The organism is Chelatococcus sp. GCM10030263 (assembly GCF_042666455.1).
Taxonomy (GTDB): Bacteria; Pseudomonadota; Alphaproteobacteria; order Rhizobiales; family Beijerinckiaceae; genus Chelatococcus.
Map to the genome: position 1 here is coordinate 470,039 of NZ_JBHTDB010000002.1, position 13,207 is coordinate 483,245.

Genomic DNA, 13,207 nt, shown 5'->3' on the forward strand with positions numbered 1-13,207 from the left:
TCCCGCACTCGACAGATCAAGAGGAGTAGCACATTCAGCGCGCGGAATTAGCCCTGTTCCGCAATTGATTTCCGCTCAATGGGCGCAATCACAGTGAAAACCAGATCATAGCCAGAATGATGACGATCGCCCAGAGCGCAACCGCTGCCGTGCGCCCGCCGCGCGCCTCGGCCCGGCCGATCGCCTCGACGCTCGGCGCATCGAGCCGCACACCGTCCCTCGCCATCCGTTCGAGGTCGTCGACGAGCCGCTCCCCGCGCGTCAAGAGCCCCGGCAGATGACCGAAAAAGCCGCCCACCTCGCGGGCGCTGCGCCCGACATCTGCAACCCGGCCGAGGGGACCGAGATTTTCCTCGATCCAGCGCCGCACCACAGGGTCTGCAGTCGACCACATGTCGAGCTTGGGATCGAGATTGCGCGCCACGCCCTCCACCACCACCATGGTCTTCTGCAGCATCACGAGCTCGGTGCGCGTGTGCATGTCGAAGAGGGCCGTGATCTCGAAGAGCAGCGTCAGCAGCTTCGCCATGGAAATTTCGTCGGCGCGCCGGTCGTGGATCGGCTCGCCGATCGCCCGGATGGCCTGTGCGAAATCGTCCACGCTGTGGTGGTGCGGCACGTAGCCCGCCTCGAAATGCACCTCCGCCACGCGCCGGTAATCGCGCGTGATGAAGCCGTAGAGGATCTCCGCAAGGAAACGGCGTTCTCGCAGGCCGAGCCGGCCCATGATGCCGCAATCGACGGCGACCAGGCGACCATCGGGCGCGACGAACAGATTGCCCGGATGCATGTCGGCGTGAAAGAAGCCGTCGCGTAGCGCCTGGCGCAGGAAGGTCTGGATGACCGCCCGCCCGACGACGACCCGGTCGTGGCCGGCCGCCTCGATGCCGGCGAGATCCGAGAGCGCGAGGCCATGAACCCATTCGCTGACGAGCACGTCACGGCCCGTCAGGTCCCATTCCACCGCCGGCACGCGGAAATCGGGGTCATCCCGGGTATTCTCGGCAAGTTCCGACAAGGCGGCCGCCTCGAGGCGCAGGTCCATCTCCATAACGACGGAGCGGGCCAGCGTCTCCACCACCTCGACGGGCCGCAGGCGATGCATGTCCGGCAGAAAGCGCTGGGCGAGCCGCGCGCCGAAGCGCATGGCGGACAGATCGGCCATGAAGCGCTCGCGCACCCCGGGCCGGAGCACCTTGACGGCGACCTCGCGGCCGCCGCGCATTGGCACGAGCCGCGCCCGGTGCACCTGGGCGATGGAGGCGGCGGCGACCGGCTCGCTGAACTCTTCGAAGATCTCGCCGACCGGCATGCCGAAAGAGGCCTCGACGATGGCGACTGCCTCCTTGCGCGGAAAGGCCGGCATCCTGTCCTGCAGCGCCTCCAGATCCCGCGCCACCCGCACGCCGACAACATCGGGCCGCGTCGCCAGGAACTGGCCGAATTTGACGTAGGACGGGCCGAGGCGCGTAAGCGCCGCGGCGAGCCGTTCGGCCCCGTCGGCGCGTCCGCGCCGCTCGATGAGGCGCGCCAGCCGCACCCCGAGCCGCGCGGCAGGCGGCAGCAGCGACTGATCGAACAGGCCGAAAGCTCCCTCGCGCGCCAGCACGAAGCCGACGCGAGCGAAGGACAGCATGTGCCAGATGCCGGAGATCACCATCTTGCCGCACCTCGAGCGGCCGGGCCGTCCCAGAAAAGCCGCATCAAAGCTTCCATGCCGAATGAAGGGCGACGACCCCGAGCGTCATGGGGCGGTGGCTCACCGCCCCGAAGCCCGCGTCCTCCAGCATGGCGGAAAAGGCATGGGGCGTCGGAAACCGGCGGATGGACTCGACCAGATAGCGATAAGGCTCGGCTTCGCCCGTCACCACGCGGCCGAGCGCGGGAATAACATTAAAGGAATAGGCCTCGTAAAGCGCGTCGGCACCGGGCACGTCGACATGGCTGAATTCCAGGCAGAGAAACCGACCGCCACGCTTCAAGATGCGGAAGGCCTCGGCGAGGGCGGTCTCGATGCGCGGCACATTGCGGATGCCGAACACCACCGTATAGGCGTCGAAACTCGCATCCGGAAAAGGGAGCGCCTCGGCATTGCCGGCGGTGAAGGCAATGCGGTCGCCGTAGCGATCACCCGCCCGCGCGCGGCCGACCTCGAGCATGGCGTCGTTGATGTCGAGCACCGTCACCCGGGTTGCCGGCCCGCCGGCTTCCAGCACGCGGAAAGCGACGTCCGCGGTGCCGCCGGCGACGTCGAGATGGGCGAAGGGCCGGTCGCTCGGCGGCCTCAGCTGCGAGACGAGCGCATTCTTCCAGACGCGATGCAAGCCGCCCGACATCAGGTCGTTCATCAGGTCGTAGCGCCGTGCCACCTTGTGGAACACGTCGTTGACGAGCGTCTGCTTTTCGCCGAGCGGCACCTCCGAGAAGCCGAAATGCGTGGAGTCATTCGCCGGGGTCACGTGCTCTCGCGTCCTTCTGTCCGTCGCTATGGTCGCCGAAGCGCGCGACCATAGCGCGCGCTCCTGCGACTTGCTATCTCGGCGGCATCTGCGCTGATGGTCGCAGCTGCCCGATAGCATATAGATAAGGACTGTTTGGCGAGCGATGCCGGAACTGCCTGAAGTCGAAACCGTACGGCGCGGCCTCGAGCCCGTGATGCTGGGTGCGGCCCTCGTCAAAGTGGAGCAACGCCGGGCCGACCTGCGTTTTCCCTTTCCCGAGCGTTTCGCCGAGCGGCTGGCCGGCCGGGTGGTCGCCGGGCTCGGTCGCCGCGCCAAATATCTCCTGGTCGATCTCGACGATGGAGAGGTGCTCGTCATGCATCTCGGCATGAGCGGCCGCTTCCTGATCGAGATGAATGGCAGTGGGGTCACGCCAGGCAGCTACCATCAGGATGCCGGGCAGGACCGGCGGCATGACCATGTGGTCTTTCATCTCTCGAGCGGCGCGACGGTGACTTATAACGACACGCGTCGCTTCGGCTTCATGGTACTCGTGCCGCGCACCGAGCTTGGCGTGCATCCCCTCATGGCCAAGCTCGGCATCGAGCCGCTCGGCAACGAACTCGACGCGGATCGCCTCGCGCAGCTCATGGCCGGGCGTGCGGCGCCTCTGAAGGCGGCGCTGATGGACCAGCGCCTCATCGCCGGGCTTGGCAATATCTATGTCTGCGAGGCCCTGCACCGGGCGCGGCTGTCGCCGACGCGGCGAGCCGGCTCGCTCGCCACGGCCACCGGGCGCCCGACCGAAGGCGCGCGGCGCCTTGCGATCGCCATCCGTGAGGTTCTCGCGGAGGCCGTGGCGGCCGGAGGGTCGACGCTCCGCGACTATGCCCAGCCGAACGGTTCCCTCGGCTATTTCCAGCACGGCTTCCGCGTTTATGACCGCGAGCATGCGCCCTGTCCGACGCCGAACTGCCGCGGCACCATCACGCGCCTCGTCCAGGCGGGCCGGTCGACCTTCTACTGCCGGTCATGCCAACGCTGAGCCGGCCTGTAGGCCGTCATGCGCGCTCTTTCGGCGAGAAAAGCCGCTCGGCGCGAGAAGAATGCACGACGAGCGTTGACGCTTGCCGCGGGAGGACTTATAAGCCGGCGCTCAGGACGGGCGGTGCTTACGCACTGCCCCGATAACCCGTTCACCAGAAAGCCGATCCCGATCGCCCGGTCCTTACGGCCGTGCGGCGCTGATCGGGATGACGAGAGGATACCATGGCCAACACCACGTCGGCCAAAAAGGCGGTGCGCAAGATCGCGCGCCGCACGGCTGTGAATAAGGCGCGTAAAAGTCGCGTGCGCACCTTCGTCCGCAAGGTCGAAGAGGCCATTGGCAGCGGTGATAAGGCCGCCGCGGTCGCAGCACTTCATTCTGCTGAGCCCGAATTGATGCGGGCTGCGCAGAGTGGAGTCTTGCATAAGAATACCGCTTCACGGAAAGTGGCGCGTCTTGCTCACCGCATCAAGGCACTGTCTGCCTGAACGATGCTTGCAGATGTTTCAAAAGGCCCGGCTCTGCCGGGCTTTTTTTATGGCTCTTGGAAGGAATACGCTCGCGGCGGCGCAGCATGCTTGTCTTTTGCTCTTGACAAGCGCTTCGCTTCGAACCTTCGGCGGAGCCATTCGAGCCCCCCTCAACCGCGCAGACAAAACCACGTCAGAACAGATCCTTAGCGGGCAAAGGGTGTGAGCGGTCGCGAATCCCCCCTCGCCGGACTGTGGCGGACTTGCACATCGCATCGCAAAAAGCCTCGCGGCAGTCGCGGCCGAGCTTGGCCTGGAGCATATGAAAAACTGAGGGGGGACAAGCTCTTACTCTGCGTGCCAGAGATTGTGCGGCAGATGCAATTCGGTTGTGGGTGCGCTTTGCGGTGTCCACAACTGTTTGATGTGTTGCGCCGGCCCGACGGGGTGTCGTAGTGTCGGATCACCTTGGGGCTGTCGCCCCAAGCCTTCATCGGGAAATCGGAAGAATTCAACCTCTTTGTCAGGAGGGGGCGGTGCAATCTTGTCTGTTCAATAACACTTCGGCCACCTTATCCATTGTGGGGTGGCCCAGGTTTATTGGGCGCTTGGATAAGCACCGGTGCAGATCAAACGCGTTCAGTAATGCGTTCGTGTCGGTTAATTTATTTTATCTGCACATCAGTTCCCGTTGATCTAGTTTATCTCGTCAGAGTTCTCGCAGGCCTGTTGTTGCGTACCCTGTCGGGAGGCGGGCGCGGCTTAGGTTTGTTGTGTGTGCGTAGAAACGACGCAACGCTCGTTGCGGCGTCGGGATGGTTTTGCGCTCGGGGCGCGAGCGGATAGAAAAAGAAAGCGGAGCTGGAGCGGATGTATAAGGCGAACGAAGGCGCGAAACTCGCCGTTGAACGCGGAAGCCTCGACAAGGGCGCGATACCTCGTTCCTCGGATGGGCTGCCCGCCGCCATCGCCAAGACGGCGGCCGGAAGCGGCGCCGCGCCCTTCGGCGAGCCGTGGTCCCGCGTTCGGCGTCGCCTCCGGGTCGAGCTTGGCGAGGATGTCTTCACCAGCTGGTTCGGCCGTCTCGAGCTCGACAGCGTCTGCGAAGGCGTGGCGCGTCTCACCGTTCCCACGCGCTTTCTCAAGAGCTGGATCGAGTCCCACTATGCGGACCGTGTCCTCACCCTGTTCCGGGCCGAATGCGCGGATGTGACCCGGCTGGCGCTCTCCGTGCGCGGCGCCGTGCCGCGTGAGCAGGCCGTCCTGCAGCGGCCGGCAGAGCCGGCGCGACCCGCGCCGACCCGCGAGGGCTTCGCCGAGCTCAATGCATTGCCGCTCGCGCCGGAAAAGGCGCCGTCGCGGGCTGCCCAGACACGCGGCGAGGCCTCGGATCTGACCGGCAATCCCCTGGACAGCCGGCTCACCTTCGAAGCCTTCATCGTCGGCCGATCGAATGCGCTCGCCCATGCGGCGGCCGAGCGCGTCGCCCGTGATGACGGCGCGACCCCGCTCTATAATCCGCTCTACATCCATGCCGGCGTCGGGCTCGGCAAGACGCATCTGATCCAGGCCGTGGCGCATGACGCGCAGCGGCACGGCAAGCGCGTCATCTATCTCACCGCCGATCGCTTCATGTACGGCTTCGTCGCCGCCTTGAAGGCGCAGACGGCGCTCGCCTTCAAGGAGAAGCTGAGAGGCATCGATCTCCTCGTCATCGACGATGTGCAGTTCCTGCAGGGCAAGTCGATCCAGCAGGAGTTCGGCCATACCATCAACGCGCTTCTCGATGCCGGCCGGCAGATCGTGGTCGCGGCGGACCGGCCGCCGTCCGATCTCGAGTCGCTCGACGAGCGCGTCTGCTCGCGGCTGGCGGGCGGGCTCGTCGTCGAGATGGCCGCACTCGACGAGGAATTGCGCAGCCGCATTCTGATGGCGCGCATCAATGCCGTCCGCAACGTGCATCCGGCCTTCATGGTGCCGCCCGCCGTGGTCGCTTATGTGGCGCGTGTCATCACCACCAATGGCCGCGATCTCGACGGCGCCGTCAATCGCCTCCTCGCCCATTCCACCCTGTCCGGCTCCGAGATGTCGCTGGAGACGGCGGAGGCGGCGATCCGCGATCTCGTGCGCACCAAGGATCCGAAGCGCGTCAAGATCGAGGATATCCAGAAGCTGGTCGCCAGCCGCTACAATGTCTCGCGCAGCGACATCCTGTCCGAGCGGCGCACGGCCGCCGTGGTGAAGCCGCGCCAGATCGCCATGTATCTCTCGAAGATCCTGACGCTCCGCTCCCTGCCGGAGATCGGCCGACGCTTCGGCGGGCGCGACCACACCACCGTGCTGCACGCCGTCCGCAAGATCGAAAAGGCCGTGGGCGAGGACACGGTCCTGAACGAGGAAGTCGAACTCCTGAAGCGCATGCTCCAGGAATAATCGGCAACCGGAGTTAGCGGGGGCAGCGTAGCGATCCATCCGCTACCGCCCCGGCCGTTGGCCGTCGCAGGTCTCGTGGGCGTTGCGCGGCGGCCGGTCGGCAGAGCCTCCTCGCCCTCCGCTGCAATGCCGCCGCTTCAACGAAAAACCCGACTTGCGAAAGCGGTGACGAGGCGGCATTGTGCCTGCCCGATCTGCCGATGGGTTGGCGTGGTCGCCGCCCGGCGATCGTAACGAGAGAAGCGGAACGTTCGATGAAGGTCACCGTCGAACGGGCGACGCTGTTGAAGTCGCTCGGTCATGTTCATCGCGTCGTCGAACGGCGCACCACCATTCCCATTCTGTCCAACGTGCTGTTGCGCGGCACGGCTGGCGAGCTTGCGCTGAAGGCGACCGATCTCGACCTCGAGGTCACGGAAACGCTCGCCGCCGATGTCGAAGCCGAAGGCGCCACAACCGTCCCTGCCCATGTCATCTACGACATCGTGCGCAAGCTGCCCGACGGCGCCCAGGTATCGCTGGAAACGACCGGCGACGGCACGCAGATGCTGATCCGCTCCGGCCGTTCGCGTTTCAATCTGCAAGCCCTCCCGGAAAGCGATTTTCCGGATCTCGCCGCCGGCGAGCTGCCGCACCGCTTTTCCCTGCCCGCCGGGGAGCTCAAGCGCCTCATCGACAAGACGCAATTCGCCATCTCCACCGAGGAGACGCGCTACTATCTCAACGGCATCTTCATGCACGCCGCCGAGGGCGCGGCGGGCGAGATGGTGCTGAGAGCCGTCGCCACCGATGGCCACCGCCTCGCGCGCGTCGATGTGCCCGCGCCTAAGGGCTCCGCCGGCATGCCCGGCGTCATCCTGCCGCGCAAGGCCGTCGCGGAGATACAGAAGCTCGTCGATGGCCTCGATGCCGAGGTCATGGTGGAGCTCTCGCCGGCCAAGGTGAGGTTCGCCATCGGGCCGGTGGTGCTCACCTCCAAATTGATCGACGGCACCTTCCCCGATTACCAGCGGGTGATTCCGGCCGGCAACGACAAGCTGCTCGTCGTCGATCGCGACCTCTTCAGCGCGGCGGTGGACCGCGTGTCCACGATCTCTTCGGAGCGCGGCCGAGCCGTGAAGCTCGCCTTGAGCGATGGCCGCCTGGTGCTCTCCGTGACGAACCCGGACTCCGGCAGCGCGACGGAAGAGCTCGAGGTCGAGTATGACGCGCCTGCCCTCGACATCGGCTTCAATGCGCGCTACCTGCTCGACATCACCGGGCAGCTGGACGGCGATACGGCCCTGTTCAAGCTCGCCGATGCGGGCTCGCCCACGCTGGTGCAGGACCGCGAGGGGGCAACTGCCCTTTATGTGCTGATGCCCATGCGGGTCTAGTCGACGGCGCGCTCGGGCCCGGCGACGATTGCAAGGACGGCTCGTTTGGAGCGTGCGACGGCTCCGCGCGTCACGCGCCTGATGCTCACCGACTTCCGCAGCTATGCGGCGCTCGACCTCGCCCTGGGCGAGGCGCCGCTCGTGGCGTTGGTCGGAGACAACGGCGTCGGCAAGACCAATCTCATGGAAGCGCTGTCGCTGCTTGCGCCCGGCCGCGGCTTGCGGCGGGCCGAATTCGGCGAGCTCGCCCGCCAGGGCGGCAGCGGCGGTTTTGCGGTCGCGGCGACGCTGCAAGGCCTCAACGGCGAGACGCGCCTCGGCACCGGCTATGAGCCGGCTTCGCCCGAGGGCACCGGCGGCCGCAAATGCCGCATCGACGGCGTGACGGTGTCCTCCTCGTCCGCCTTTGCCGAATATCTGCGCGTGGTCTGGCTGACGCCGGCGCTCGACGGGCTCTTCGCCGGGCCGGCGGGCGACCGTCGTCGCTTTCTCGACCGGCTCGTGCTCGCGGTCGACGCGTCGCACGGCAGCCGGGTCAATGCCTTCGAGAAGGCGATGCGCGGGCGCAACCGCCTTCTGGCGGAAGATGCGCCCCATCGCGCCTGGCTCGATGCCATCGAACGGGAGCTCGCCGAGCTTGCCGTGGCGGTCGCCGCCGCGCGCGCCGAGACCGTGGCGCGCCTATCCGCCCTGATCGAGGCGACCCGCGACGATGCCTCGCCTTTTCCCTCCGCGGAGGTGAGGCTCGAGGGAGAGATCGAGGCCATGGTCGGCACGATGGCGGCGGTCGAAGTGGAGGACCGCTACCGCGCCATCCTGCGCGACGGGCGCGGGCGCGATCGGGCGGCCGGCCGCACGCTCATCGGACCGCAGGCGAGCGATCTCGTGGTTCGCCACCGCGCCAAGGATATCCCGGTGGACCAATGTTCCACCGGCGAGCAGAAGGCGCTGCTGATCGGACTCGTTCTCGCCCATGCCCGGCTTGTCGCCAGCATGAGTGGCATCGCGCCGATCGTTCTCATGGACGAGGTCGCCGCCCATCTCGATCCACGCCGTCGCGCCGCGCTCTACCAGGCGCTCGATGCCCTCGGCTGCCAAGTCTGGATGACGGGCGCCGATCCTGCTCTTTTCGCCGATCTGCCACGCGCTGCCGCCTGCTTTCTGGTAACGCCGGGACATGCGGTGCGGCATGGAGCGGCTGTGGCGTGAAACATCCCGATGAGCGGCCCGTCGGGCATCCCGACCATTATGCGCCATGGCTGGGCAGGGCTCACCAGCATCTGCGCCGGCTCCTGTCGGGCCTGCCGAGGGGGCTCAGCGAGTTCCTCATCTTCGGCTTCAAACAAGCCTGGGCGAGCCTCTTCGGCGGCATCCTGCTCGCCCTCATCATCGCCACCAAGCTCGTCTGGCAGGAGGATTGGCCGCTCCACCGCTATGATGGGTTGTTCGCCGCCGCCATCGCCGTGCAACTCGCCTTCATCGTCCTGAAGCTCGAGGCATGGGAGGAAGCCAAGATCATCTTCCTCTTCCACGTCGTCGGCACGGCGATGGAACTCTTCAAGACCCATGTGGGCAGCTGGACCTATCCGGAGGCGGCCTGGCTGCGCATCGGCCATGTCCCGCTTTTCACCGGCTTCATGTATGCGAGCGTCGGCAGCTACATGGTCCGCGTCATCCGCCTCTTCGACATGCGGTTCTCGCACTATCCGCCGTTCTGGACGACGGCCGTGCTGGCGGTTCTGATCTACGTGAATTTCTACGCCCATCATTATGTGATGGATCTGCGCTATGGCCTCTTCGCGGCGGCTTTCGGCCTTTATGGGCGCTGCCGGATCTATTTCACCGTCGATGACAGGCGCCGCTGGATGCCGCTCCTCCTCGCCTGCTTTCTGACATCCGTCTTCATCTGGGTCGGCGAGAATATCGGCACGGCTACCGGCACCTGGTCCTATCCGGGCCAACGACCGTGGCAATGGGTGTCCCTTGCGAAGATGGGATCGTGGTTCCTGCTCCTGATCATCAGCTTCGTGCTCGTCACCATCATCCATCCGCCGCAGCCGCCCGAGGCGATCGAGCCCGCCGGTGATGATCCGCAGCCGGCGCCCGCGTTGGGCGAGCCGCAGGCGCCCTTCGCGTCCGCGCCGCTCTCTGCTAGGAATGCCCGCGCGTGGACTGGTTTTGACGTTTAAGGCCGTCGACCAGCCCATCGGCCATTGAGGAGCCACGCATTCATGTCCGGACTCGATGCGGTGAACCTCGTCCTCTTCGCCGGCGTGCTCGCCGTCGCCGCTGCCTCGCCCGGTCCGGCGGTCGCGGCGATCCTCGCCCGCGTTCTGGCGCGCGGCGCGCGGGGGATCGGGCCGTTCCTCGCCGGCCTCATCCTGGGCGACGTGGTTTGGCTCGCCGCCGCGGTGCTCGGCCTGGCCGTCCTGGCAGAGGCCTTTCACGAGCTCTTTCTCGTCATCCGCTATGTGGGCGCGGCCTATCTCCTGTGGCTTGCGGTCAAGCTGTGGCGTGCGCCGGCCATCGTCGATCCGGCCGCTGCCTCGGCCGTGCCGCGCGATGCCGGCTGGCGTGGCTTTGCCGGCGGCTTGGCGCTGACCATGGGCAATCCGAAGACGATGATGTTCTACCTGGCGCTGCTCCCGAACATCCTCGACCTCGCGAGCGTGCATGCGCTCGCCTTCGCCGAGCTCGCGGCTGTGATCGTCGCGATTCTGACGGCCGTCTTCAGCGGCTATGTCCTTGTCGCGGCCCGCATTCGCCGACTCTTGTCGAGCCCGCGGGCGGTCAAGATCGTCAATCGCGGCTCCGGTATCGTGATGGCGGGTGCCGCTGTCGCCGTTGCAACGCGATAAAGCCGCATTCTCGGCGGAAAAGTGGGCCTGCGGGCGTGAAAAACGCGACCTGAGTGATTAAATTAATGCTGTCGAATCAATCTCTGCCGTCCGGCAGATATGAGTTCTTTTCCCGATTGGACCTGACCTGATGGCCGAACCCGCCCGCGACGTGACCGAAGACACCTATGGCGCCGATTCCATCAAGGTGCTCAAAGGGCTCGATGCCGTCCGCAAGCGCCCCGGCATGTATATCGGCGACACCGACGACGGCTCGGGCCTGCACCACATGGTCTATGAGGTCGTGGACAACGCCATCGACGAGGCGCTTGCCGGCCATGCCGATCTCGTCACGGTCACGCTGAATGCCGACGGCTCCGTCACCGTGACCGACAACGGGCGCGGCATCCCGACGGACATCCACCAGGGCGAGGGCATTTCCGCGGCCGAGGTCATCATGACCCAGCTGCATGCCGGCGGTAAGTTCGACCAGAATTCCTACAAGGTCTCCGGCGGTCTGCACGGCGTCGGCGTCTCCGTCGTGAATGCCCTGTCGACCTGGCTCAAGCTGAGGATCTGGCGCAGCGGCCGGGAGCACGCCATCGAATTCCGCAACGGCGTCGCCGTGGTGCCGTTGGCGGTGGTGGGCGAGGCGCGCGACAAGCGGGGCACGGAGGTCACCTTCCTGCCTTCGCCCGAGACCTTCACCATGATCGAGTTCGATTATGCGACGCTGGAGCACCGGCTGCGCGAGCTCGCCTTCCTGAATTCCGGCGTGCGGATCATCCTCACCGACAACCGCCATGCCGAGCGCAAGGTCGAGGAGCTGCATTACGAGGGCGGCGTCGAGGCCTTCGTGCGCTATCTCGACCGCACCAAGACGGCGCTTCTCTCCAAGCCCATCGTCATCCGCGGCGAGCGCGACGGCATCGGCGTCGAGGTGGCGCTGTGGTGGAACGACAGCTACCACGAGAATGTCCTGCCCTTCACCAACAACATTCCGCAGCGCGACGGCGGCCAGCATCTCGCCGGCTTCCGCGCGTCGCTGACCCGGCAGATCACGGGCTATGCGGAATCCTCGGGCGCGACCAAGCGCGAAAAGGTGGGCATCACCGGCGACGACTGCCGTGAGGGGCTGACCGCGATCATCTCCGTCAAGGTGCCGGATCCGAAGTTCTCGTCTCAGACCAAGGACAAGCTCGTCTCCTCCGAGGTTCGGCCGGTGGTCGAGAGCGTCATCAACGAGGCGCTGTCCACCTGGCTCGAGGAAAATCCCGCCGACGCCAAGACGGTCATCGGCAAGGTCGTCGAGGCCGCCGCCGCCCGCGAGGCGGCGCGCAAGGCGCGTGAGCTCACCCGCCGCAAGGGGGCGCTCGACATCGCCTCCCTGCCGGGCAAGCTCGCCGACTGCCAGGAGCGTGATCCCGCCAAGGCCGAGCTCTTCATCGTCGAGGGCGACTCGGCCGGCGGCTCCGCCAAGCAGGGCCGCAAGCGCGAATACCAGGCGGTGCTTCCGCTGCGCGGCAAGATCCTCAATGTCGAGCGCGCCCGCTTCGACAAGATGCTGTCGTCCGAGCAGATCGGCACGCTGATCACCGCGCTCGGCACCGGCATCGGCCGCGAAGACTTCAATATCGAGAAGCTGCGCTACCACAAGATCATCATCATGACTGACGCGGACGTGGACGGCAGCCACATCCGCACCCTGCTCCTGACCTTCTTCTTCCGGCAGATGCCGGAGCTCATCGAGCGCGGCCATCTCTTCATCGCCCAGCCGCCGCTCTACCGGGTCACGCGCGGCAAGTCGCAGCAGTATCTCAAGGACGAGCGCGCGCTTGAGGATTATCTCATCGAAGGCGGGCTCGACGGGGCGGTGCTGCGCTTGGCCGAGGGCGAGGAACGCGCAGGGCTCGATCTCAGGGCCATCGTCAACGAGGCTCGCATTGTCCGCCACGTCCTGAAGAACCTCCATACCCGCTACGACCGGTCGGTCGTGGAGCAGGCGGCGATCGCCGGCGCCTTGCGGCCGCAGACCGCCGAGGAGCCGGAACTTGCGGGCGAAGCCGCCGCCTATATCGCGCGCCGGCTCGACGCCATGGCCGAGGAGACGGAGCGCGGCTGGGAAGGGCGCGCCGAGGCCGGCGGCTTCGTGCTCACCCGCGTGGTGCGCGGCGTCAAGCAGGTGGCGAGCCTCGATGCGTCGCTGCTTGCTTCTTCGGAGGCGCGTCGGCTCGACGAGCGGGCCGCGAGCCTGCAGGAGGTCTATGCCAAGCCGTCCGTCTTCGTCCGCAAGGGCGAGGAAACGCCGGTCGACGGGCCGCTCACGCTTCTCGACGTCGTCATGGCGGCGGGCCGCAAGGGCATCCATCTCCAGCGCTATAAGGGCCTCGGCGAGATGAATGCCGAACAGCTCTGGGAAACCACCCTCGACCGCGACAACCGCACGCTGCTGCAGGTGAAGGTGAAGGAAGTGGCCGACGCCGACGACATCTTCGTCAAGCTGATGGGCGATGTGGTCGAGCCGCGCCGTGAATTCATCCAGGCGAATGCCTTGAACGTCGCCAATCTGGACGTGTAATCGGCGCCGTCCGACGAGGACGGC

10 protein-coding genes are annotated in these 13,207 nt (G+C 66.3%); 8 read left to right on the forward strand and 2 right to left on the reverse strand.

Annotation, left to right across the window (positions count from 1 at the left end; genetic code table 11):
- Nucleotides 1–88: 88 nt before the first annotated feature.
- Nucleotides 89–1,657 (reverse strand): 2-polyprenylphenol 6-hydroxylase, encoded by a 1,569-nt coding sequence (ubiB, locus tag ACFQU1_RS02125; protein WP_378129726.1) that lies wholly within the window; start codon nucleotides 1,655–1,657, stop codon nucleotides 89–91.
- A gap of 46 nt (nucleotides 1,658–1,703) precedes the next feature.
- On the reverse strand, nucleotides 1,704–2,459 hold the full coding sequence (ubiE, locus tag ACFQU1_RS02130; RefSeq protein ID WP_378128747.1) for a bifunctional demethylmenaquinone methyltransferase/2-methoxy-6-polyprenyl-1,4-benzoquinol methylase UbiE: 756 nt from the start codon (nucleotides 2,457–2,459) through the stop codon (nucleotides 1,704–1,706).
- Nucleotides 2,460–2,604: 145 nt separating this feature from the next.
- Between ubiE and mutM the strand changes: the two genes are divergently transcribed.
- The 8 genes from mutM to gyrB all read left to right on the forward strand — a co-directional run bounded on the left by mutM (nucleotide 2,605) and on the right by gyrB (nucleotide 13,183).
- Nucleotides 2,605–3,486 (forward strand): bifunctional DNA-formamidopyrimidine glycosylase/DNA-(apurinic or apyrimidinic site) lyase, encoded by an 882-nt coding sequence (mutM, locus tag ACFQU1_RS02135; RefSeq protein WP_378128749.1) that lies wholly within the window; start codon nucleotides 2,605–2,607, stop codon nucleotides 3,484–3,486.
- Between the two features lie 224 nt (nucleotides 3,487–3,710).
- Nucleotides 3,711–3,977, forward strand: a complete 267-nt coding sequence (gene rpsT, locus ACFQU1_RS02140) for a 30S ribosomal protein S20 (RefSeq protein ID WP_378128751.1) — start codon at nucleotides 3,711–3,713, stop codon at nucleotides 3,975–3,977.
- Between the two features lie 852 nt (nucleotides 3,978–4,829).
- Nucleotides 4,830–6,392, forward strand: coding sequence for a chromosomal replication initiator protein DnaA (gene dnaA / locus ACFQU1_RS02145; protein ID WP_378128753.1), 1,563 nt, complete (start codon nucleotides 4,830–4,832; stop codon nucleotides 6,390–6,392).
- Nucleotides 6,393–6,646: 254 nt separating this feature from the next.
- Entirely contained in the window at nucleotides 6,647–7,768 is a 1,122-nt protein-coding gene (gene dnaN / locus ACFQU1_RS02150; protein ID WP_378128755.1) for a DNA polymerase III subunit beta, read from the forward strand.
- An 81-nt stretch (nucleotides 7,769–7,849) separates the two neighbouring features.
- On the forward strand, nucleotides 7,850–8,977 hold the full coding sequence (gene recF, locus ACFQU1_RS02155) for a DNA replication/repair protein RecF (RefSeq protein WP_378129728.1): 1,128 nt from the start codon (nucleotides 7,850–7,852) through the stop codon (nucleotides 8,975–8,977).
- Complete coding sequence (locus ACFQU1_RS02160) at nucleotides 8,974–9,957, forward strand: DUF817 domain-containing protein (RefSeq protein WP_378128757.1); 984 nt, start codon at nucleotides 8,974–8,976, stop codon at nucleotides 9,955–9,957. The genes recF and ACFQU1_RS02160 overlap by 4 nt, the downstream gene beginning before the upstream one ends.
- 42 nt (nucleotides 9,958–9,999) lie before the next feature.
- The gene (locus ACFQU1_RS02165) at nucleotides 10,000–10,626 is read left to right on the forward strand and encodes a LysE family translocator (RefSeq protein WP_378128759.1); all 627 of its coding nucleotides are present in this window, start codon (nucleotides 10,000–10,002) and stop codon (nucleotides 10,624–10,626) included.
- Between the two features lie 130 nt (nucleotides 10,627–10,756).
- Entirely contained in the window at nucleotides 10,757–13,183 is a 2,427-nt protein-coding gene (gene gyrB, locus ACFQU1_RS02170) for a DNA topoisomerase (ATP-hydrolyzing) subunit B (protein ID WP_378128761.1), read from the forward strand.
- Nucleotides 13,184–13,207 lie beyond the last annotated feature (24 nt).